We start from the raw sequence: 22,641 nt of genomic DNA, 5'->3' as shown, positions 1-22,641 counted from the left end.
AGACTGGATTGATCTTGAAAACTGGGTTCGCGTGATCGTATAGACTCATCTGATGACATATTTTGTCATCAGATGAATCCGAAGTTTCCGGCGGTCGAAAAGTGTCGGCCCTATCGAAACGGGCGGGCCAATATGCTGACGCGGATCTACCCGGATACGCCAGCGCGTTCCAAAGCCTGATCAGGCCAATCCGTAATCTGTGCGGGATCGGTCACGATAATCTCGGGCCGCCCGGTGTCATTGTCGGGGAACATCTTGGTGGGGCCTGTGACATACGCATAGGAGCGGCGCGGTTGCTCCTCTCCATCCGCGCGGTAGCGGTTCAGGATCAGGTTCATTACATCTTCGCCACCGCCCACGTTCCCATTTGGAATGAACAACTGATACGGCTGGGTCAGGCTGCCGGTGTGAAACAGGATATGATCGCCAGAGGTGGGTGTGAAGTCACGCAGTTCTATGAACACTGTGGTTTCCTGGCCTGCTTTGGCGATCTCAACCAGGCGATCATAGTCCAGACGGGTGTTGAACATGTTGATCTCGGGGTTCCTGCGCTTGATTTCGCGGTAGCCTTCAATGATGCGTGCCCGCAGGTCCCACCAGGTTGTCAGGGCGGCGTAGTTGCGCATGACCGAGCCATTGTTGGCCACCTGGTCCCAAATGCCCAACGTTCCGGATTGCGCCATGCGTTCGGCCTCGCGATACCGGTCATGCAAATGGGCAAATTCGGCATAGCCGTATTTCTGGAAATAGGGTGAAAGACCTTCCTGAATCATCACCTGCTGAAAATCGGTGCCGTCTTCCAGTTCGAGATAGCACAGAACCCGACCAAAATTGCCTCGGTACTTCTGCAAGGCTTCGGCACGTGGCTCGTTTCCGGGCAGGATCAGTTTGACCGTATCCCCGGGCGTAATCAGTTCCTTGGCACGGTCGGAGGCGGCGTGACCAAGCGGGGTAACCGGTTTACTGCCAGCAAATACTTCTTCGGTATCAAGCGCCAGAATGCGCAAGCTTTCGCTTTTATCGGCATCGTCCTCAAGAAAGACACGAACGGTATCCCCATCAACAACTCGGTCTACACGGGCGGTAAAAGATGTCCCTGACATCGGGCTTCTCCAATCAATTGAAACAAACACGCCCAGCATACCATGTTTGCGCGACAGTTTGTTAACTGCTGTGCGTGCAGTCTTGCCCCTGACGCCGCACTGGCGCATAAACACGCCAGCCAAGTGAGTACGGAGAGGCGATATGCGCGCACGGATTTACCAGCCCGCCAGAAATGCGATGACCTCGGGCATGGCCAAGACCCGCAAATGGGTGCTGGAATATGCGCCCGCCTCAGCGCGCGAGGTTGATCCGCTGATGGGCTGGACCTCATCCAACGATACCCAGACCCAGGTGCGTCTGAAGTTCGACACCAAGGAAGAGGCGTTGGATTATGCCAAAGACAATGGCATCGACGCACAGGTAAGCGAGCCGCACAAGCGCAAACCCAACCTGCGGCAACGCGGTTATGGTGAGAATTTTGCCACCGACCGCCGCTCGCCCTGGACCCACTAAATGATCGAGATTCGCGCCGCTGATCCCGGATCAGAGGCTCTGCGCCCGATTATTGAGGCCCATCTTGCCCATAGTTGGGAGGCAACGCCGCAGACCTCAAATCACACTCTGGACGTCGAGGCTCTGCGCGCGCCCGAGATTCGGTTTTGGGGCGTTTTCGAAGATGATGTGGCGCTTGGGTGCGGTGCGCTCAAAACTCTTCCCGATGGCACGGCCGAGGTGAAATCGGTCCATGTCGTGTCGGCGGCACGCGGTCGTGGCCTTGCACGTGAGATCATGACCTATCTGGCTGACTTGGCCAAAGCCGAGCGAGTTTCCGCGCTTGTACTGGAAACCGGCGCGGCCCATCTTTCCGAATACGACGCGGCACGCAAACTCTATGAGGCGCTGGGATATTCTTATTGCGGCCCGATCTTTGGCTATGAAGAAGATCCCAACAGCGCGTTCATGCGCTTGGCCCTTGAACCCCGCTTATAAAAACCGCAAGAAGGGCGCAGCGGTCCCTTAGCTCAACTGGATAGAGCAGCTGACTTCTAATCAGCAGGTTGAGGGTTCGAGTCCTTCAGGGATCGCCATTTCCAAAACTCTATGAAATCGCCCGTTTTTCTTACGGGACAGGGGCACGGCCTCAAAACGCTTTTTCATTCCTACGGTCGCACAAAGGTGCGGGGCTAAGCGGCGGCACATCTCGAAAGGCCAAAAAGAACGAAAAATCAGGTGAGGGTTCGAGGGGCTGGGTGAGGGGGTTTGGGCCAGCCCCTCGCAAGGGGGTTATTCAGTGGTAATGTTAACCGCTGATTCACAATCTAGCGAAAGCCGACGATCCGCGAAATTGGGGGATTCCCGTAGAACAGACGATTTTTGTGTGATCTCTCGAAAATCCTGTGGGAAAACATCGAGAATCCAACAGGCTGTCGCGCCCCAAAGGCCTGAAATTTCCAAGTGGTTCCGGCGTTTTGTTGATATGTAGAGACAGCTGTTAAAAAACATCTTGCAACCGGTTGCAAAAATTCACATTGTGAAGCGCAACAGGATTCGGGAGAGATGCATGCTGAGTGTTGGACTGCTTGGGGCCGGTCGGATTGGGCGCGTTCATGCGCAGGCGATTACGGCGCATCCCGACAGCACCCTCTCTGCGATATCAGACGCAGTCGCCGACGCTGCCAGCCAGCTTGCGGGCGAATATAGCGCGCAGGTACGCAGTTCGGATGACATCATCGCAGATCCTGCGATTGATGCCGTTCTGATCGCGACCCCAACTGATACGCATTCGGACCTGATTGAGGCGGCGACGCAAGCCGGCAAGGCGGTTTTGTGCGAAAAGCCGGTGGATCTGGACTTGCAGCGAGCGATGGCGTGTCAGGCCAACGTGGCGGATCATCAAAAGCCCATCATGATTGGGTTCAACCGCCGGTTTGACCCGAATTTTTCAGCGATGAAAGCCGCTTCAGACGCCGGAGAGATCGGCAAGACCGAGCTGCTTTCGATCACATCCTTCGATCCGGCACCGCCACCTGTAAGCTACATCAAAGTGTCTGGTGGGTTGTTTCGGGATATGATGATCCACGATTTTGATATGGCGAACTACCTTATGGGTGACTTGCCCTTGGCGATTTCCGCCGTTGGCTCTGCGGTGGTTGATCCCGAAATCGGACAGGCCGGGGATGTTGATACAGCTGTCGCGACACTGACCTATTCGGATGGTCGGATCGCGGTCATCAAGAATTCGCGCCGCGCAGCCTATGGCTATGATCAGCGGGTCGAGATGCTGGGGTCTGAAGGTCTGTTGCAGGCCCAGAACGTGCTGGAAAATACCGTGATCAAATCCACCGCCGATGGCGTTGTTGGTGCAAAGCCAACCTATTTTTTCCTTGAGCGGTACATGACTGCCTACAAGGCTGAATGGGCCGCTTTTGTCGATGCGATCACGGCAGGTCAAGCTGTGCCAGTCACGCTGGAAGACGGTGTCGCGGCGCTGGCCATGGCCGAGGCAGCGACCCAGTCCGCCCGGTCCGGAAGGTCGGTTCAACTTAGCGATATTTTGAAACCGGTTGCAAAATGAGTGAATTTATTCAAACTGAACGCAGCTCGGAACCTAACCCGAGCCTCGGAGATTCGGCCTGGCCGGATGAACAGGGGTAAACGCCCAGAGCAAAAATCGACGGTTTTTATGGGAGGAAACCAAATGAACAAATTTGTAAAAAGTGTTCTTGCGGCCAGCGCGCTTGCGGTTGCAGCCGCGACAGGTGCTGCCGCAGAAGGCGAGAAGTACATTCTGGTCAGCCACGCGCCTGACAGTGACAGCTGGTGGAACACGATCAAAAACGGGATCGCGCTTGCGGGTGATCAGATGGGTGTTGAGGTTGAATACCGCAACCCGCCCACCGGAGACCTTGCCGACATGGCGCGGATCATCGATCAGGCGGCAGCCTCGGGTCCGAACGGGATCATCACCACTCTGGCTGACCCGGATATTCTGGAAGGCCCCATCAAGGCCGCTGTGGATTCCGGTATCGACGTGATCATTATGAACACCGGCACGCCCGAAAAGGCGCGCGAAGTGGGTGCGCTGATGTATGTCGGGCAGCCCGAATATGATGCGGGGTATGCCGCTGGCCTACGTGCCAAAGGCGATGGCATCGGGTCGTTCCTGTGCGTGAACCACTATATCGTTCAGCCGTCCAGCCAAGAGCGCTGCCAGGGTTTCGCAGATGGTCTGGGTATTGAGCTGGGCGAGCAGATGATCGATGCGGGTCAGGACCCGGCAGAAATCAAGAACCGCGTACTGGCCTATCTGTCGGCCAATCCGGATACGGATGCCGTGTTGACGCTTGGTCCGACATCGGCTGACCCGACCATCCTAGCCCTGCAGGAAAACGGCATGGCCGGTGACATCTATTTCGGCACCTTCGATCTGGGTGGTGAAATTGTCAAAGGCATCAAGGACGGCACCATTCAGTGGGGGATCGACCAGCAGCCCTTCTTGCAGGCCTACCTGCCGGTTGTTGTGATGACCAACTACCACCGCTATGGCGTTCTGCCCGGCAACAACATCAACTCGGGCCCCGGTTTTGTAACTGCTGACGGCCTTGAGAAAATCGAAGAATTCGCGGGCGAATACCGCTGATCTTCAATAGTCGAGCGGGCGTGATCTGACGCCCGCTCAACCCAAATTTCTTATTCTTCGGGATCACCCGCGAGGGGAGGACCTTTATGTCAGAGTCAGCTCAATCCACGGCAGGCAGCGACGAACGGATCAAAGAGATCTCGCCGTTGCGCCGCGCCCTGATCCGCCCGGAACTGGGTGGCATGGTCGGGACCGTCGCCGTTTTCACCTTTTTCCTGCTGTTCGCTTTTGACAGCGGCATGTTCAACTCGCAGGGCGTGATGAACTGGTCGATCGTTTCGGCTCAGTTCATGATCATCGCTGTAGGGGCTTGCCTGTTGATGATCGCGGGTGAGTTTGACCTGTCCGTCGGGTCGATGATTGGTTTTGCCGGGATGATGATTGCCATCTTCTCGGTCACGCTGACTTGGCCGGTCTGGATGGCGATCATCGTCACGTTTGTTCTGTGTGTCTCTATCGGTGCACTCAATGGCTTTATCGTCGTGCGCACCGGATTGCCCAGTTTTATTGTAACGTTGGCGTTCTTGTTCATTCTGCGCGGCTTTACGATCTTTCTGCCGCAGACGATTGAACGCAAGACCATCATCGGCGGCATCAAGGATGCAGCAGAAGGCGATTGGCTCGCCTCGGTCTTTGGCGGCAAGGTGTTTCAGGGCCTATTCGTTTGGCTGGGTGACAATGGGATTATTGCCACGTTCGAGCGCGGATCGCGCCTAGGCGAACCAGTGGTGGACGGCATTCCGATGCTGATCATCTGGGCCATCGGCATCATCATTTTTGGCCATGTTTTGCTGACTAAAACCAAGTTCGGAAACTGGATCTTTGCCGCAGGTGGAGACGCCGAGGCCGCACGGAATTCGGGTGTGCCTGTGAACAAGGTGAAAATCCTGATGTTCATGTTCACTGCCTTTTGCGCCACTGTTTTCGCCACCTGTCAGGTGATGGAGTTCGGCTCGGCTGGTGCGGATCGTGGTTTGCTGAAAGAGTTCGAGGCGATCATCGCGGTGGTCATTGGCGGTGCGCTGCTAACCGGCGGCTATGGCTCGGTTCTGGGCGCGGCGCTCGGCGCGCTGATCTTTGGCGTAGTGCAGCAGGGGCTGTTCTTTGCCGGGGTCGAAAGCTCGCTGTTCCGGGTGTTCCTGGGTGTGATCCTGCTGGGTGCGGTGATATTGAACACCTATATTCGTCGCATCATCACAGGAGAACACTGAGATGACTGAAGACACCAAATTCCACCATGGCGACGCACAAGAGCGAAAGCCGATCATCCGTATGGTCGATATTCAAAAACACTTTGGGTCTGTGATTGCGCTGGCCGGTGTCAGTTTCGACCTCAAGCCGGGCGAATGCCACTGCCTGCTGGGCGACAATGGCGCGGGCAAGTCGACATTCATCAAAACGATGTCCGGTGTGCACAAGCCAACTGCGGGTGAGATTTTCTTCGAAGACAAGCCTATGCATTTCGAAGATCCGCGAGACGCGATTTCTGCGGGCATCGCCACGGTGCACCAGCATCTGGCCATGATCCCGTTGATGAGCGTCAGCCGCAACTTCTTCATGGGTAATGAGCCCACGCGCAAGGTGGCCGGTATCAACTTCTTCGACAAGAAGCTGGCGGATGAGATCACCATGGAAGAGATGCGCAAGATGGGCATCAACCTGCGGGGACCGGATCAGGCGGTTGGCACATTGTCGGGCGGCGAACGCCAGACCGTTGCGATCGCGCGCGCGGTGCATTTCGGAGCGAAGATCCTGATTTTGGACGAGCCGACCTCGGCCCTTGGGGTGCGTCAAACCTCGAACGTGTTGGCGACTATCGATAAGGTGCGAAGTCAGGGCGTAGGCGTCGTGTTCATCAGTCACAACGTGCGTCACGCGCTGGCTGTCGGCGACAGATTTACCGTTTTGAACCGGGGCCAAACACTGGGCACTGCGAAACGGGGTGAGATCACGCCAGAAGAGCTTCAGGACCTGATGGCAGGGGGTCAGGAGCTGGCCCAGCTGGAAGGCTCGCTGGGCGGAACAGTTTAAACCACCGATGCTCCGCAGACATGCGGAGTATCGAACTAAGTGGTGGTGCAAAACCACAAATCGTCAGGTCCATTCGGTTGGCCTGGAACCTTCAAAAATGTGAATACCGACGGAATGCCGATGGCGGCTTCGTGTGGAAAGGGATCATGATGAGCAAGACAGTCCGACTGACCGCGGCGCAGGCTCTGGTGCGCTATATCGGGGCGCAGTTAAATGAGGCCGGGGAGCCCTATATCGCAGGTGTCTGGGCCATCTTTGGCCATGGCAATGTGGCGGGGTTGGGTGAAGCTTTGCATGCCGTCAGAGACAGCCTGCCTACCTATCGTGGTCACAACGAACAAACGATGGCCCATTGTGCGATTGCCTATGCCAAACAGATGCGCCGCACGCGGGCGATGGCGGTGACGTCGTCCATTGGGCCTGGGGCCACGAATATGGTGACAGCGGCGGCTTTAGCCCATGCCAACCGCTTGCCAGTTCTGATCATCCCCGGTGACGTGTTCGCCACGCGCGGGCCCGATCCGGTGCTGCAACAGATCGAAAACTTCGGCGATGGTACCGTCAGCGCCAATGACTGTTTCCGCCCGGTCAGCCGGTACTATGACCGTATCTCGCGCCCCGAACATCTGTTGACCGCGCTGCCGCGCGCCTTCCGCACCATGACGGACCCGGCTGATTGCGGCCCGGTGACGCTGGCCTTCTGTCAGGACGTGCAGGCCGAGGCTTATGACTATCCTGAAAGCTTCTTTGAAACACGCGTCTGGTATCAGCGCCGCATTCGCCCGGATGAGGGCGAACTGGTGCGCGCTGTCGCCGCGATCAAAGCCGCCAAGCGTCCCGTTATTGTGGCCGGAGGCGGGGTGCATTACTCGGGTGCGACCGATGCGCTGCAAAGCTTTGTTGAAACCCACAATATACCCGTCGCTGAAACGCAGGCGGGCAAGTCGGCCTTGGCCTGGGACCATCCATTAAATCTGGGCCCCATTGGCGTGACCGGTGGAGAGCCTGCCAACGACGTCTGCGCCGAGGCTGATCTGGTCCTAGCGGTCGGTACGCGGTTGCAGGATTTCACCACCGGATCCTGGGGCCTGTTTTCGAACCCCGAGCGCGAGATGGTGTGCCTGAATACAGCCGCCTATGACGCCGAAAAGCACGGGGCAATGCCCCTGCAAACCGACGCTCGGGTTGGTTTGGAAGAACTTGGCGCAAGCCTACAGGGTTACAGCGCTGACCCTGTGGCTGACACGCTCAAAGCGGATTGGTTTGGCAAGGTCGACAAGCTGACCGACGCGCCCGGAGACGGGAATGCACTGCCTACCGACATGCAAGTGGTCGGCGCGGTTCAGCGTGCCTCGCATGACGACACGGTGGTGATGTGTGCGGCAGGCACCATGCCGGGTGAGCTGCACAAGCTGTGGAAAGCCCCGCGCCCCGGGGCCTATCACATGGAATACGGATTCAGCTGTATGGGGTATGAGATCGCCGGTGCGATGGGCATCAAGATGGCCCAGCCGGATCGCGACGTGATCTGCTTTACCGGCGACGGCACCTATATGATGGCGAACTCGGAAATGGCCTCTGCCGCGATGATGGGTATCTCGTTCACCGTGGTGATCACCGACAACCGTGGATTTGGCTGTATCAACCGCTTGCAGATGGGCACTGGCGGGGCTGAGTTTAACAACCTTCTGGATCACGCGGTGCACGAAACGCCCTCGGCCATTGATTTTGCCGCCCACGCGGCGGCGATGGGGGCGACCTCGGTCAAGGTCAGTTCGATTGCGGAATTGGAGGATGCGCTGGCCAAACGCGCCGACATCAAAGGGCCCTACGTGGTTGTCATCGACACCGATCCATACCCGTCCACCGAATTTGGCGGCACGTGGTGGGAGGTCGCCGTGCCCGAGGTCTCGATCCGTCCCGAAGTCAATGAAAAACGCGCAGCCTATGAAGTTGCGATCAAGGAAAGAAACACGAAATGAGCGTGAAGATCGGCATCTCTCCGATTGCGTGGCAGAATGATGATTTACCCGACCTGACGGCGGCCTACACTATGGAACAGGCGCTGAAAGAGGCGCGAGAGATTGGCTATACGGGCGTCGAGCGCGGCCAACGGATGCCCGGCGATACCGAAGGGTTGCGGGCTTATCTGGATGCCAGCGATATTGCCCTGTGTGGCGGCTGGTGTTCCGGCGCATCGTTGCTCAATGACTTCGCAACCGAGCGTGAAGCCGTCCGCGAACAGGTCGAGCAGTTCGTGGCGCTGGACAGCCCGTGCATTGTCTATGCGGAATGTTCCAACACCATCCAGACGGAGGCAGGTACGCCGGTCAATCACCGGCCCAAACTGTCAAAAGATGAGGTGCTGGCCTACGCCGCCAAGATCACCGAACTGGCAAAATGGATGGCCGATCAGGGCATGCCCATGGCTTATCACCATCACATGGGCACCATCATCGAAAGCGAAGATGATGTGAACTGGCTGATGGAAGGGTCAGGTCCCGAGGTGGGATTGTGTTTTGACACCGGTCATCTGTTGTTTGGCGGCGGCGATGTGATGGCAACCTTGAACCGTTGGGGCGACCGAGTGCGTCACGTACACTTCAAGGATATCCGCCCTGCTGTTGTGCAGGATGTGCGCGAGAATAATCGCAGCTTTTTGGATGCGGTCATCGCTGGGGCCTTCACCGTGCCTAGTGACGGCTGCATCGACTTTCAGGCCGTCGCAAACGCGCTGAAGGCGATGGACTATAGCGGCTGGATCGTGGTCGAGGCGGAACAGGACCCGGCCAAAGCTCCGCCCTGTGAATACTCCAAACTGGGTTACGACCACATCGTTGATGTCTGCGGCAAGGCAGGATTGGAGATAACCGCGTAGTACACCGCCCCAAGGGGCAACACCGAAGGCCATGAGAAAGGAGTCTGTCATGGTAACTCAAGACCTCGGATATGTCGGCTATTTCGACCGGGAATCCTGTGATCTGGATGAATTCAAGGTGTTGACTTCTCAGAACCTTTTGGTTGATGCGGTGCCCCACGCGGCAACGGTCAAAAAGAACGTGCCGGTCTATGACATGCAGGTACTACGCCCGATGCTGGAGCGGCCCGACGCGCGGCAAGCATTGCTGGCGGAATGGGGCTGGGTGTTGGACAAATCCGCCGGGGTGATCGCGCTGAAAAGGGCCTATCCGGATACCGCTGTTATCGACCGAGCGACGGATGTGTTTCGCCAGATTATTGACGAGGAACGTCAAAGCGGATCTGGCGAAGGCGACCACTTCGCTGCCTCAGGCGCCAACGACCGGATTTGGAATGCGCTGCAAAAACAGTGCCTGTGTGATCCCGAGGGCTTCGCGCTTTACTTTGGGAACACGGCTATCGCTGCGGCTTGTGAGGCATGGCTAGGTCCGAATTATCAGATGACTGCCCAAGTCAATCAGGTGCGACCCGGAGGCAAGGCGCAGCAGGCGCATCGGGACTATCACCTAGGGTTTCAAAGCGCGGACAGTGCGGCGCAGTATCCGGCCCATGCGCATCTGGTAACAGCCTCGCTGACCTTGCAGGGCGCAGTGGCCCATTGCGATATGCCTGTGGAAAGCGGCCCAACCAAACTACTACCCTTCTCGCAGCTTTATCAGCCGGGCTATCTGGCGTTCCATGACGAAGCCCACAGGGCGCATTTCGAGGACAGCTATATCCAGTTACCGCTGGAGAAGGGCGACGCGGTGTTCTTCAATCCGGCGCTGTTCCATGCTGCGGGGGAGAACAGCAGCGCTGATATTCACCGAATGGCGAACCTGCTGCAAATCTCATCAGCTTTCGGGCGCGCGATGGAGGCTGTGGATCGCCAGGCGATGTCTCTGGCGGTTTTCCCATCGCTGGTTTCCTTGAAACAGCGTGGGGCGTTGGATACGGCGCAGTTGGAGGCCGCGATAGCGGCCACTGCAGAGGGTTATCCGTTCCCAACCAATCTGGACACGGACCCTCCGGTCGGCGGCAACGCGCCGGAAAGTCAGGCGGATATCCTGCGACGTGCGGTTGCAGAAGGATGGACCAAGGCGCAACTGGTCCAAACACTCTCGGCCCTGACCCAAAGGCAAGCTGCCTGAAACAATAGCCGGGCGGCCTATGGGGTCGCCCGCAAGGAGAACAAGATGGCGGATTTGCACAAAAAACCCCTCGGCACGCACGGGAAAGTTCACGATATCACCCCGGCCAGCGCCGGGTGGCGTTATGTGGGTTTCGGTCTTTATCACCTGCGCGCAGGTGACAAGGCGGCAGAACTCACCGGGGATCGAGAGGTCATTCTGGTGATGGTCGAGGGCAAGGCGCAGATCACCGGGGCGGGGCAGGAATGGGGCGTTCTGGGTGACCGGATGGATGTGTTCGAGAAGACACCGCCGCATTGCCTTTATCTGCCTAACGGAACCGAATGGGAGGCTGTCGCAGAAACCGATTGCGTCATCGCTGTGTGTTCGGCACCGGGCAATGGCGGGCACGAGGCACGGCGGATCGGTCCCGATGGTATTACCCTGACTGAACGCGGCAAGGGCGTGAACACGCGCTATATCAACAACATCGCGATGGAAAATGAAGACTACGCCGACAGCCTGCTGGTGACCGAGGTCTTCACGCCGAACGGCCACTGGTCCTCCTATCCCAGCCACCGCCATGATGAAGACGATTACCCTCGGATCACTTATCTGGAAGAAACCTATTTCCACCGTCTCAACCCGGCCAACGGGTTTGGCGTACAGCGGGTCTATACCGATGACGGTCAGTTGGATGAAACGATGGCGGTTTCGGATGGCGATGTTGTGATCGTGCCGCGTGGACATCACCCTTGCGGTGCGCCCTATGGGTTTGAGATGTACTACCTTAACGTCATGGCCGGACCCCTGCGGAAATGGCGGTTCGTCCCGGCCCCGGAGGTCGAATGGATCATGGAGCGTGATGGATAGGCCCCAATGCGTCCAAAGCCGGATGAAATTGTTCTATACCCGAGTGTTTTCTGCTCTATCGCGCGCCGGTCGCTTCAATAGGCGTCGGAGCAGAGGTTTGAACGGCCAAATGATCGCGCGCCCGCTCAGAACGAAAACAGGCCTCGAATTGCGTAGCATCGAACTTGCAAATTCGTTGGCTTCCTTTTCTTGCTTAGCCACCTGACCGCCTTCGCCGTGCCCCAGAATGTGATGCCCGACTTCATGGTAGAAGGTGAACTCTGCCGTGATGCGCGCCCACCACAAGCGCAGGCCCTTGGGGGATGGAGATGGCCAGGTCAGGACAATGTAAGAGAAAAACAGATTGTACTTGCCGAGATAGTCCATGTCGGCCCGCCGGGCGATCACATCTATCCGGGTTACCTGTTCAAGGGTGACGCCTTTGGTCCTACTCCATTTCGTCAGGTTTTTAATGACCTGCGCGCGATCTACGATGTCATCGCTGATGAATACCGGGGTATTGTCGCTTAGGACAATGGCTGGTTGGTCATCAAGACGTTTTGCCAGAATGTTCAGCGTCCGACGATGGATGGGATGTAATTTTACCCCCTTAAGACGACAGATTTCTTGTCTGAAAACAACGGGGTCCAATTCGTCAAGAAGTGCAAGGAGCGCGCCGAAGTATCTGGGTGAAGGCCCGCGTGGGTTGTCTTTCCAGGCATTGGACGAGAGCCTTTTTTGAACTTCAGGCACCGCGCTTTCACGACATTGCATGAGCGCCCGCCAAGTATCTCGGATGGTCTCGATATGGTGCGTCGAAATTCCCCGCAGGAACTTATCGACAAGTTGGCTGGTGTTTTGGGTCATATCCTATGACTAGTGCGGGTTTGTGCCAGAATTTTGATGTGCTTCCGGATGTTTAACGAGCTGAAACGCCTGCCCACCCATCCTGCGGCGGCGCACCGAATGCGCGGATAACCACGCGGGCGGCGGCCTCAACCGGGTCGTGCGTTTCTTTCAGGATGGTCACACGGTCGAACCTCTCGGGGTCAGCGTTCACGGCCTCGCGCAGCGCTTGACCGAATGCCATGCGCAACTCGGTTCCGATGTTGAACTTGCAGATGGATGTTTCGCGGGCAAGGCGTGCGCGCTGTTCGACCGGCACACCCGAGCCCCCGTGAATGACCAAAGGCACATCGGTCTTGGCATCGATCTGAGCGATACGGTCCTCGTCCAGACCGCCCTCTTTGTCCTGCTGCAAATGGACATTGCCAACCGAGATCGCCATTGCGTCCACACCGCTGTCGCGGGCGAATTGTGCGGCTTCGGACGGGTCGGTTCCGTTGGATCCTTCGCCGCCAGCATAGCCCACGAACCCGATCTCGCCTTCGCAGGAGATCCCTGCCGCGTGGGCCATTTCAGCAATGGCTGCGGTCTCGTCTATGTTCTGTTGCAGCGGCTTGCGCGAGCCATCGAACATCAGTGAGGTAAAGCCGCTGTCCAGCGCGATCTTGCACTCTTCAAACGTATAGCCGTGATCCAGATGAGCGACGACGGGGACAGAGGCCCCTTCGGCCAGATGGCGGAACATCTTGCCCAGAATGGGCAGAGGCGTGTGCTCGCGGCAGCTGGGCCCCGCTTGCAAGATAACGGGCGCGTTCTCGGCCTCGGCAGCGGCCACATAGGCGCGCATATCTTCCCAGCCCAGGGTCACAAGCCCGCCTACCGCATAGCCCTGCCGATAGGCGGGTTGCAGCACGTCTTTCAATGTCACGAGCGTCATATGAACTTTGCAATCATGTCTTTGATGCCCGGGATCGTCTCGACCTGATAGGCATGGGTGGGTTGGAAATACTGTACCAGAGAGCGCTGCGTCAGCCCGCCAAGGATGGTGAAATAGTACATCTCATACCCCGGCAATACGCAGCAGGGATGATACCCCTTGTCGATGCAAACGGTCGATCCATCGACGATGTGATAGGCATCCCCCGGTTCATTGTCTTCACGCTGAAGCATTTGCAAGCCCGAGCCCCAGTTGGGTTTGAAGCGGAAATTATAGGTCTCGTCGTGGCGCGTTTCATCTGGCAGCCGGTTGGTGTCGTGCTTGTGGCTGGGAAAGCCGGACCAGCCGCCCTGACCCACGGTGAACAGCTCACTGACCAGCAGACGCCCAACTTTGTCATGTTGTTTCTGTCCGAGGATGTGCTTGATCTTGCGGTGCGTTTTGGTGTCGTCGCTGCCATATTGCACAAGATCGTGTTCACGCACGTCAAAAGGGTCCAGTACCTTGTTATACTTCGCCCCTGCAACGAAAACTTCGGTTGCGTCCGAGACACAGACCATCTGCACCTTTGCACCAACGGGGATATAAACACCCTCTGGATCACCGTCCCAGACATCCTCCCCCCGGTTGCCAAGCTGGAGGAACTGCACCCCTTCGACAGAGATATCTACGGTGCCAGTTGCGGGCACGATGCAGGTTTCGTAGCCGGGAACCTGATATTCGAACGCTTCACCTTTTCGCAATTTCACGATGTTGAAATAGTTCAGGGGAACCATCGGGTCATCGATATCAACGATGGCGGTGTTCTTGTTGTCATATGGCGCAATATGCATGGGATATTCCTATGTGGTCGGGCCGGGATGATCGGCCAGAAATGCGTCGAGTTCGGCAGTCGTAGGCATGGCCGGGGCGCAACCGGGTTTTGAGACCACGATAGATGCGCAGGCCGATCCGCGCATCACGGCGTCTTTCAGCGGATACCCTGCCGCGATTGAGGCCAAGAGCCCGGCCATAAAGCTGTCACCCGCGCCCACCGGCTTGATCGCGTCGACCGGGTAGATACCGGTTTGGGTTTCTTGCCCATCTGCCAGCGTTACGGCACCTTTTTCACCCATCTTGTAGATGACGACCCGGCCCGGTTTTTTTGCGAGTTCTTGAGCTTTGGCAAAACCCTTTTCGATACCGCCCGCCATAAAGCCGAACTCTTCATCATTGCCTACGATCAGATCGCTTGCTTCACCTGCGCGCGAAAGAACTTCTGCGGCAACTTTGGGCGAGGGCCAGCTATAGGGCCGATAATCGATATCGAAGATGATGGGCAGACCGGCCTTTCGCGCGTTTTCAAACCCGCGGAACGTCGCACTGCGCGAGGGTTCGGCAGCGAAAACAGTACCGGCGGACACCACAGCGGTGAATCTGCTGAAATCAACGCGATCCATATCCTCTTCGGTGACCTGAAAATCGACCGCGTTGTTTCTGTAGATGACGTTCTGGAAATCGTCCGTCCGGCTTTCATAGATCGCAAGCGACATGCGATGCTCACCGCCGATGGTGCGAATGCAAGACGTGTCTACGCCGTAGTGGTGCAGGCGATTCATGCAGAACCGTCCGATCGCATCATCCGAGATTGAAGTGATCAGCGCCGCCTGACTGCCCAGCTTGACCAGGCCGGCCGCGATATTGGCAGATGATCCGCCCAGGTCGGCGTGAAAGGTATCGGCTTCTTCGCTTTTTGCGCCAATGGGCGCTGCGGTCAAATCCATACCCGCGCGCCCCAGAATGGCAAATCGGTTTCCTTTGATGCCGTCGATCAGGGCGCTCACGTCTTTAGTCCTCCGACAGAGATAATGGCAAAGTTTGGACCTTGCGCTGAATCGATTCACACGATACTCATTTTGCAACCGGTTGCAAATACAATGTTCGGAGCCGCAAAAGATGCCTGAGATCGGAATTGGAATTGTGGGTGGCGGCTATATGGGCAAGGCGCATTCCGTCGCTATGTCTGCAGTGGGCGCGGTGTTCAACACAGCACTCAGACCACGGCTTGAGGTGATCTGCGCCTCAACCCCCGAAAGCGCCGAGCGCTACCGCGTAGCATACGGCTTCCAGCGCGCAACCGACGATTGGCGGGTCTTGGTCGATGACCCGAAAGTCGGGGCCATAGCCATCGCGTCGCCCCAGGAAACCCATCGTCACATTGCCGAAGCGGCCTTTGCTTTGGGGAAGCCGGTTTTGTGCGAAAAGCCTTTGGGCGCCTCGCTGGAGGATAGTCAGGCGATGGTCAATGCCGCTGAAGCAGCGGGTGTCGTCAACATGGTCGGCTTCAACTATATCCGCACCCCTGCCAGCCAATACGCGCGCAAGCTGATCACCGATGGTGAGATCGGTGATGTCACCTGGTTTCGCGGAGAGCACACCGAGGATTTCTATGCCGACCCGCAGGCCCCAGCCACCTGGCGGACAACAGGTATGGCAAACGGCACCATCGGAGATCTGGCCCCACATATGGTGAATGGCGCGTTGGCCCTGATTGGGCCGATTGCACAGGTCATGGCCGATGTCGAAACTGTTCATCGCACGCGTCCGGGTGGTGAGGTCACAAACGACGATCACGCTCAGATGATGTGCCGGTTCGAAAACGATGTGATGGGCAACCTCTATTTCAGCCGTGTCGCAACGGGCCGCAAGATGGGTTATGCCTATGAAATATCTGGCACAAAAGGGGCGATCCGCTTTGACCAGGAAGATCAGAATGCCCTGTGGCTGTATCGACGCGAAGGCCCTGAGGCGCAGCGGGGGTTCACCAAGATCCTGACCGGCCCGGCCCACCCGGATTATGAACCCTTCTGCCAGGGCCCCGGTCACGGCACCGGATATCAGGACCAGATTATCATCGAGGCCAAGGATTTCCTGCATGCCATCCACACCGGCGAGGCGATCTGGCCAACCTTCCGCGACGGGCATGAGGTGAACCGGGTACTGGCGGCGGCGCTGGCATCCTCGGACCAGCGACAGTGGAAAGACATCAGCGATTTCTGATCGCTCAACGACACGTTCTGAAGAAAGACTTAAGACCATGGCAAAGCTGAAATGGGGCATGATTGGTGGCGGCGAAGGCAGCCAGATCGGGCCTGCCCACCGGTTGGGTGCGCAAGCAGACGGGATGTTCGAATTCGCCGCAGGTGCGCTGGATCATCGCCCGGATGTGGGCAGGGAATATGCTAAAAGGCTCGGGATCGCTGCTGATCGTGCCTATGGCAGCTGGCAGGACATGCTGGCAGGTGAAAAAGATCGCCCCGACCGGATCGATCTGGTCACGATAGCCACGCCCAACTCCACTCATTTCGAGATTGCCAAAGCCTATCTGGAGGCCGGGTTCAACGTTCTGTGCGAAAAGCCGATGACCATGACGGTGGAAGAAGGCGAAGAGATCGTGCGCGTGGCCGAGGCGTCCGGCAAGATATGTGCAGTGAACTATTGCTATTCGGCCTATCCGATGGTGCGCCAGGCCCGTGCCATGGTGCGGGCGGGTGATATTGGCAAGGTCCGTCTGGTTGTCACCAATTTCAGCCATGGGCACCACGGCGATGCCACGGATGCCGACAATCCGCGCGTGCGCTGGCGCTATGATCCGGCGATGGCGGGTGTCTCGGGCCAATTCGCGGACTGTGGCATTCACGCGCTGCATATGGCCAGCTTCATCTGCGACGACGAGGTAAAGTCCTTGTCCGCCGATATGGCCTCGACCATCTCCAGCCGGGAACTGGAAGACGACGCAATGGTCAATTTCCGGATGGAAGGTGGCACGGTTGGGCGGCTCTGGACCTCGTCGGTGGCGATTGGGCGGCAGCACGGGTTTGATATTCAGGTTTTTGGCGAAACCGGCGGTCTGCGCTGGGCGTCCGAGCAGCCGAACCAGTTGATTTATACACCGGTCGGCGGGCGCACTCAGATCATCGAAAAGGGTGAAGGTGGACTGCATGACGAAGCGCGGCGTCTGTCACGCGTCGCCATCGCCCATCCTGAAGGTTTCCCGCTGGCCGTGGCCAATATCTATTGCGATCTGGCAGACGCGATCCGCGGTGAGGTTCGGAATGGTCTGCCAGGCGCCTCAGACGGTGTGCGTTCGATAGCCGCCGTTCATGCTGCTGTTGCGTCGGGCAAAGAGGACGGCGCGTGGAAAGACGCGCGTCCGCCAATGTTCCGCTAATCAGGGGCGGGGCCGCAACGTGCCCCGTTCGATCACGCGGCAGGGGAATATCCGCGCCTCAGGGTATCTTTGAGGCTCTTTCAGCATCTCTTCGACCAGGTCGACCGAGGACGTAATGATCTGCTTGATTGGCTGATGAATAGTCGTCAGATCAACGCTTTCCCAGCGTGCCATTTCCATGTCATTCAGGCCGATGATGCCAATATCCTGGCCCGGTTCCAGCGCATGATCTGAAAGGGCGGACAACGCACCGACAGACAGGATATCGTCACCGCAGAAATACCCGTCTGCCGGAGCGCCACTTAGCAAGCGCAGCATCTCGGCCCGTCCGGCCTCAAACGAATAGTTGTCTGCGAAGGAATACGAAATCTGCAGCTCGGGATGCTGCTCGGCTTCCTCAATGAACCCGCGGTATCGATCCAAAGCCGAGGTCGCGCTTTTTGGCCCGCCCAGATATCCGATATGCTTGTATCCGCGCGCGACAAGCTCGCGCGCCGCCATGCGCCCACATTCGACATTGTCGATACCAACCACATGCACCTCAGGCGACGTTGCTGAACGCCCAAACGTGTGCACCACGGGCACACCAGCATCGTGGAACGCTTTGGCAAAGCTGGGGGGTAGGGTCGAAGAGGCCACGATGACCGCATCGACTGAATACTGGCGCAGCATGCGGACGGAATTGGCCGGCTCAGTCTCATCAGTCAGGTTCACGATCAGCGGTCGCAGCCCGCGTTCCTGCAACGCGCGGGTGAACTGGTCGAACACTTCAAGGAAAATAGGGTTGTGAAAGTTGTTGGAAATCAAACCAATCAGCTTGGTCCGCCCGGTTGTCAGCGATGAGGCCAGCGCGTTTGGACTGTACCCCAGCTCTTGCGCGGCTTTTTCGACCTTGCTGCGGGTCTTGGCCGAGACCGAGGCGCCTTCGGTAAAGGTTCGCGAAACTGCGGACCGGGATACGCCTGCCAGTGCGGCGACGTCTTTCAGTGTAACGCTCAAAATTGATACCGTCTGTGCCGTGCAGGCGTTGGGATTGTCATTGCAGGCTATTATGCAGCTAAGCGACGGTTTTGCAACCGATTGCAATGGGGGTGCAGGATCTGAGATCGCTTGCGTTGGGCTTGACGAATTTCTTCGCTGCTTCAGGTTTGGATCATGACCGCAAAACGCGTGGCAATCGTATCGAGTGGCATTTCAAGCCCTCTCAACAGTGCGTTGGAATTTGCCAAACGCATCAAGGCTTTGGGTTATGAGGTATCGATCTTTGCTCCGGCCTCGGCGCACGATCTGATTGAACACTGTGGTTTTGCCTATCACGTCATCCCAAACCCGCGTGTAAATGCATTCGACGCGCTGATTTCGAAAGAGAACAGGCGCAGTTTGCAGCGCGAAGGTTGGATGGATGCCGCGATCAAGGCGTTCGGGGTCGACGAGTTTGCAGAAGCGTTGCTAAATGCACGGCCGGATATCGTGTTTATCGATTGCGAGATGCATGCGCAGATCATCGTTGCAATGTCTTTGAACATTCCGGTTGTGCAGTACAGTAACATGTTCCTGTCCCCACCGGGCACACAGGCTCCACCGCTGAACAAACGCGCGTTTCCTGGTCGCGGGCTGCGGGGCAGCAGACTGGGCATCGCGCTGCTGTGGTGTCGGTTCCTGCTTTGGAAACTGTCAAAGATAGTGCGCAAAAGACTGTCCGAGCGCGGGGTGGATTATGCCTCGACCCTAATCGAACTTGCCAGGCGTCATGATGTTCCGCTGTCTCGAGTGTTGCGCCTGGTCTGTTGGCAGATGCCCTGGACCTATCGGTTACCGACCCTGCTGCTGTTGCCCCGTGCGTTGGATTTGCCCACATCTTCGCGGGTCGATCTGACCTATTTGGGCCCAACGATATTGCAAGATCGCCCTGAACACCCGCATGACCACGATAAGATCACACAGTTCTGCAAGGCCAGCGCTTGGGAAAAACGAATCTTCGTGGGGTTCGGAACGATCATGAAGTTAGACAGTGGTCTGCTGCCAAACCTGTGGGCAGTCGCCGCCAATCATCCCGACTGGAGGTTTCTTTTTGCGGCGGGGCCGAACTGGGACAGCATGGCTGAGACACAGTTACCCGCAAATGTCGATGTCGTGGCCTGGGCTCCGCAGCAACATGTTTTGAAACACGCCGATCTGGCGATCATGCATGGTGGAACGGGCGGCTTGGTCGAAGCTGTGGATGCAGGCACGCCGATGTTGCTGTATCCGCATGTAAATGACCAACACGGTAGCGCAGCACGCGTCGTGTTTCATGAAATCGGCCGCGCTGGGGATCGGAATGATCCAGTCGAAAAGATCGAAGATGACATCCGGAGCTTGCTGAACTCTGCGAAGGTCAAGCAAAACTGTATCCAAATGCAAGCACGATGCCGGGGTGAGCATAGCGAGGGTCATCTGGCAGGCTATCTGCGAGGATTGATGTCGCGCGACTAGAAAATTCAACAGGTTGTGGCTGAAACGAGAGTGATGCGTTCATCCAAAACGTCCGCCGTTTCAGGCGGGCAATCAGTTTGTTTGATCCATACGGCAGGCGCGCCCGTAGAATCTGCAAGACAACAAAGAAAAAGAACCAGTGGACGAAACGCCCAAACTCATGGATCACGCTCGGCCCAGCGATCTGGCTGGCCTGGCGAGCAGTCTTCCGGATGTGACCTCACAAAACTTCCGGAATGTATGGTCTTTGGTCGGTCAGCATGGTGCTTTTGCTTATCTCATGTCGGATCAGCAAGATTACAGCGGCTCTGCCGAAACCTTCGTCGAAGCGATGTTGTCATTTGGAGAGAACTGTTCTGATAACGGTTTCGCGATGGCGATCATCTCGCAAGTCCTGACTGTGCAAAATCCGCTGCATCAATTCGCATCGCCTGACCAGAAGACAACCTATCTGCCGCGCTTGCTTGCCGGAGAGCTGTTGGCCGCCTTTGCGTTGACCGAGCACGAAGCGGGCTCTGATGCGCTGTCGCTGAAGACCCGGGCCGAGTATGCGGATGGAGGGTATCTGATCAACGGGGCCAAAGCGTATGTCGGCATGGGCCCGGTTTGCGATCTGGCGATCGTATTCGCCAGAACCGCGCCGGATAAAGGGCGCTGGGGACTATCTGCTTTTTTGGTTCATGCTAACGACGAAGGTTTTACCCGCCATCCAGGGCAAATGAAACTGGGGTTGAATTCGGCGCCGTTTGGTCAATTGGAATTCAATGGGTGTTGGGTGCCCGAAACCCGTAGGCTGGGTCCCGAAGGTGCGGGTGCTTCAATTATCCAGTCGACATTGGATTTGGAGCGTTGCTTTATTCTGTCCGCGCAAGTTGGTGCTATGCGGCGTCAATTGCGAGACTGCGCTGAGCATGCAGCGACGCGCATTCAATTCGGTAAACCTATTGCCGCGTTCCAGTCGGTCTCCAATCGTCTGGCAGATATGCGGACCCGGTTGGAAACATGCCAGTTGATGCTAAGGCGCGCGGCACAGTTGTACGACACCGGGCAGCCTTTGACCCAATTTGCTGCGATGGCCAACCTTCATATCTCAGAGGCACTACTAAGTTCGGGCATGGATGCCATGCGCTTGATGGGAGGGCAGGGGTATTTAGCGGAATCAACCGCTGGGTCGGATGTCGCCGATGCAATCGGCGGCGTGATCTACTCCGGAACATCGGACATCCAACGTGAGATCATTTCCAAGATGGAGCTTCAACAGGCGCGCGCATTGAGGGAGCGACCCCAATGAATCTCTGGTCTGGTGCAAATCTAATTTCTGGGCGCTCGGCCGTAACGCTTAACGCCGTTCTTTGGCTCGGTCTGCTATTCTTTGCGACAACGGCCAACGCGCATCGCGTGAACGAAAGTTACGTCTATTTTGATGTCACCAAAGACAGTTTGGGCGGGCGGATCGAAGTCACGCTGACCGACCTTACGCGCATACAGCGAGGTCAAGAAAAGGTTTCAGAAAGCCTGGATCAGGCTGAAGTTCTTGCCGGTAAGGACGCGTTCTTCGACTATTTCGAGAAGCACCTGCAGTTGTCCTTTGAGGACGCGCCGTATCAGGTGGAGTTTGAACAGATCACGTTTTTTGACACCTCGGTCGACACGTTTGCTCAGTTGCATTTTGACATTCCAGGGGTCGAAACAACGCCGACGACCATCCAGATGTACTATGACGGGGTGTTCTCGGATATCGATCCAGAACATCGCGGATATGCATTGATTGCCAGCAACGCGCGCAACGGGATGGACGAGAATGAGGCCTATATCTCGCTAGTCTTTGCACCGGGTGATGGCACGAAAGACCTGTATCTGAATGATGAGCCGTCCAAAGACATTGCACGCGCCTTTTTTGAGCGCGGGGTCTGGCACATCTGGTTGGGTTTTGACCACATCCTGTTTCTTGTGACCCTGCTGTTGGGCGCAGTTATGCGGATCGACAACCAGCGCTGGGTCCCATCTGAAAGCATCCGCCAAAGCCTTTGGTACATTGTCAAGATCGTGACTCTCTTTACCATCGCGAACACTGTTGCTTTTTGTTTGGCGACGTTCGAAGTGATCACGTTGCCGGTTACTTTTGTTGAAGCGGTCATAGCTTTGTCGATCGTTGCCGTTGCCATAGGCAACCTTTTACCTCGCTATCATGCGCAGGTCTGGATCGCAGTCGTCATCTTCGGCATTTCCCACGGCCTAGGCTTTGCAATTGTTCTGGAGCCTTTGGGGTTGGATCCAGAGCGCAAAATGCTTGGACTGGCGACTTTCAATGTTGGGATTGAGATTGGACAGCTTGCTATTGTGCTTGTGCTGTTTCCGATCTTCTTCGCCCTGCGTCGTTTGCCAGCCTATCGTACCGTAGCACTGCAATTTGGGTCAGTGGCGCTTGTGGCAATGACGGTGCTTTGGTTTTTTGAGCGTACGGTTGATTGGTTTCCAAAGTTTAGCCAATCGGTCGTGATGATTGTGAACTAGGGAG

21 protein-coding genes and 1 tRNA gene are annotated in these 22,641 nt (G+C 57.0%); 16 read left to right on the top strand and 6 right to left on the bottom strand.

Annotation, left to right across the window (positions count from 1 at the left end; genetic code table 11):
* Positions 1-146 precede the first annotated feature (146 nt).
* A complete protein-coding gene (locus tag ACR0JX_RS13310) occupies positions 147-1,103 on the bottom strand; it encodes a thermonuclease family protein (RefSeq protein WP_480544278.1) in 957 nt (318 codons plus the stop codon).
* Between the two features lie 142 nt (positions 1,104-1,245).
* Between ACR0JX_RS13310 and ACR0JX_RS13305 the strand changes: the two genes are divergently transcribed.
* The 11 genes from ACR0JX_RS13305 to iolB all read left to right on the top strand — a co-directional run bounded on the left by ACR0JX_RS13305 (position 1,246) and on the right by iolB (position 11,676).
* Complete coding sequence (locus ACR0JX_RS13305) at positions 1,246-1,557, top strand: ETC complex I subunit (protein ID WP_480544277.1); 312 nt, start codon at positions 1,246-1,248, stop codon at positions 1,555-1,557.
* Positions 1,558-2,034 carry a GNAT family N-acetyltransferase gene (locus tag ACR0JX_RS13300; protein ID WP_480544276.1) on the top strand — a complete coding sequence of 159 codons (477 nt, stop codon included), beginning with the start codon at positions 1,558-1,560 and terminating at the stop codon, positions 2,032-2,034. It abuts the gene before it with no gap.
* Between the two features lie 21 nt (positions 2,035-2,055).
* Positions 2,056-2,132, top strand: a tRNA-Arg gene (locus ACR0JX_RS13295).
* Positions 2,133-2,605: 473 nt separating this feature from the next.
* Positions 2,606-3,619 carry an inositol 2-dehydrogenase gene (gene iolG, locus ACR0JX_RS13290; protein WP_480544275.1) on the top strand — a complete coding sequence of 338 codons (1,014 nt, stop codon included), beginning with the start codon at positions 2,606-2,608 and terminating at the stop codon, positions 3,617-3,619.
* Positions 3,620-3,742: 123 nt separating this feature from the next.
* The gene (locus ACR0JX_RS13285) at positions 3,743-4,684 is read left to right on the top strand and encodes a sugar ABC transporter substrate-binding protein (protein ID WP_170536076.1); all 942 of its coding nucleotides are present in this window, start codon (positions 3,743-3,745) and stop codon (positions 4,682-4,684) included.
* Positions 4,685-4,770: 86 nt separating this feature from the next.
* Complete coding sequence (locus ACR0JX_RS13280) at positions 4,771-5,895, top strand: ABC transporter permease (RefSeq protein WP_480544274.1); 1,125 nt, start codon at positions 4,771-4,773, stop codon at positions 5,893-5,895.
* Position 5,896: 1 nt separating this feature from the next.
* Entirely contained in the window at positions 5,897-6,715 is an 819-nt protein-coding gene (locus ACR0JX_RS13275; protein WP_170536080.1) for an ATP-binding cassette domain-containing protein, read from the top strand.
* A 149-nt stretch (positions 6,716-6,864) separates the two neighbouring features.
* A complete protein-coding gene (gene iolD / locus ACR0JX_RS13270) occupies positions 6,865-8,697 on the top strand; it encodes a 3D-(3,5/4)-trihydroxycyclohexane-1,2-dione acylhydrolase (decyclizing) (RefSeq protein ID WP_480544273.1) in 1,833 nt (610 codons plus the stop codon).
* Positions 8,694-9,593 carry a myo-inosose-2 dehydratase gene (gene iolE / locus ACR0JX_RS13265; protein WP_480544272.1) on the top strand — a complete coding sequence of 300 codons (900 nt, stop codon included), beginning with the start codon at positions 8,694-8,696 and terminating at the stop codon, positions 9,591-9,593. Before iolD ends, iolE begins: the two co-directional genes overlap by 4 nt.
* A 49-nt stretch (positions 9,594-9,642) precedes the next feature.
* A complete protein-coding gene (locus tag ACR0JX_RS13260; RefSeq protein ID WP_480544271.1) occupies positions 9,643-10,824 on the top strand; it encodes a phytanoyl-CoA dioxygenase family protein in 1,182 nt (393 codons plus the stop codon).
* A 45-nt stretch (positions 10,825-10,869) separates the two neighbouring features.
* Entirely contained in the window at positions 10,870-11,676 is an 807-nt protein-coding gene (gene iolB / locus ACR0JX_RS13255) for a 5-deoxy-glucuronate isomerase (protein WP_480544270.1), read from the top strand.
* A 33-nt stretch (positions 11,677-11,709) separates the two neighbouring features.
* Here the strand turns inward: iolB and ACR0JX_RS13250 are convergent, their stop codons facing one another.
* The 4 genes from ACR0JX_RS13250 to iolC are packed head-to-tail and all read right to left on the bottom strand — an operon-like array spanning position 11,710 to position 15,261.
* Complete coding sequence (locus tag ACR0JX_RS13250; protein ID WP_480544269.1) at positions 11,710-12,522, bottom strand: ImmA/IrrE family metallo-endopeptidase; 813 nt, start codon at positions 12,520-12,522, stop codon at positions 11,710-11,712.
* Positions 12,523-12,574: 52 nt separating this feature from the next.
* Positions 12,575-13,438, bottom strand: a complete 864-nt coding sequence (locus ACR0JX_RS13245) for a class II fructose-bisphosphate aldolase (RefSeq protein ID WP_480544268.1) — start codon at positions 13,436-13,438, stop codon at positions 12,575-12,577.
* Positions 13,435-14,271, bottom strand: a complete 837-nt coding sequence (locus tag ACR0JX_RS13240; RefSeq protein WP_480544267.1) for a 5-deoxy-glucuronate isomerase — start codon at positions 14,269-14,271, stop codon at positions 13,435-13,437. The genes ACR0JX_RS13245 and ACR0JX_RS13240 overlap by 4 nt, the downstream gene beginning before the upstream one ends.
* Positions 14,272-14,280: 9 nt before the next feature.
* Positions 14,281-15,261, bottom strand: a complete 981-nt coding sequence (gene iolC, locus ACR0JX_RS13235; protein WP_480544266.1) for a 5-dehydro-2-deoxygluconokinase — start codon at positions 15,259-15,261, stop codon at positions 14,281-14,283.
* Between the two features lie 112 nt (positions 15,262-15,373).
* Between iolC and ACR0JX_RS13230 the strand changes: the two genes are divergently transcribed.
* Both ACR0JX_RS13230 and ACR0JX_RS13225 read left to right on the top strand, forming a co-directional pair.
* Positions 15,374-16,477: a Gfo/Idh/MocA family protein gene (locus tag ACR0JX_RS13230; RefSeq protein WP_480544265.1), complete on the top strand. Its 1,104-nt coding sequence runs from the start codon at positions 15,374-15,376 to the stop codon at positions 16,475-16,477.
* Between the two features lie 37 nt (positions 16,478-16,514).
* The gene (locus ACR0JX_RS13225; protein WP_480544264.1) at positions 16,515-17,648 is read left to right on the top strand and encodes a Gfo/Idh/MocA family protein; all 1,134 of its coding nucleotides are present in this window, start codon (positions 16,515-16,517) and stop codon (positions 17,646-17,648) included.
* Here the strand turns inward: ACR0JX_RS13225 and ACR0JX_RS13220 are convergent, their stop codons facing one another.
* A complete protein-coding gene (locus ACR0JX_RS13220; protein WP_480544263.1) occupies positions 17,649-18,647 on the bottom strand; it encodes a LacI family DNA-binding transcriptional regulator in 999 nt (332 codons plus the stop codon).
* A gap of 156 nt (positions 18,648-18,803) precedes the next feature.
* On the opposite strand from ACR0JX_RS13220, the gene ACR0JX_RS13215 reads away from it, so the two are divergent.
* The 3 genes from ACR0JX_RS13215 to ACR0JX_RS13205 all read left to right on the top strand — a co-directional run bounded on the left by ACR0JX_RS13215 (position 18,804) and on the right by ACR0JX_RS13205 (position 22,637).
* A complete protein-coding gene (locus ACR0JX_RS13215; protein WP_480544262.1) occupies positions 18,804-20,123 on the top strand; it encodes a glycosyltransferase in 1,320 nt (439 codons plus the stop codon).
* 139 nt (positions 20,124-20,262) lie between these two features.
* Entirely contained in the window at positions 20,263-21,414 is a 1,152-nt protein-coding gene (locus tag ACR0JX_RS13210) for an acyl-CoA dehydrogenase family protein (RefSeq protein ID WP_480544261.1), read from the top strand.
* A complete protein-coding gene (locus ACR0JX_RS13205; protein WP_480544260.1) occupies positions 21,411-22,637 on the top strand; it encodes a HupE/UreJ family protein in 1,227 nt (408 codons plus the stop codon). The genes ACR0JX_RS13210 and ACR0JX_RS13205 overlap by 4 nt, the downstream gene beginning before the upstream one ends.
* The last annotated feature ends 4 nt before the right edge of the window (positions 22,638-22,641 follow it).

The sequence above is a fragment of the Ruegeria sp. AH7 genome, from assembly GCF_056541325.1.
The sequence above is the reverse complement of the archived record's forward strand: the minus strand, read 5'-3'. Positions and strand labels throughout refer to the sequence as shown.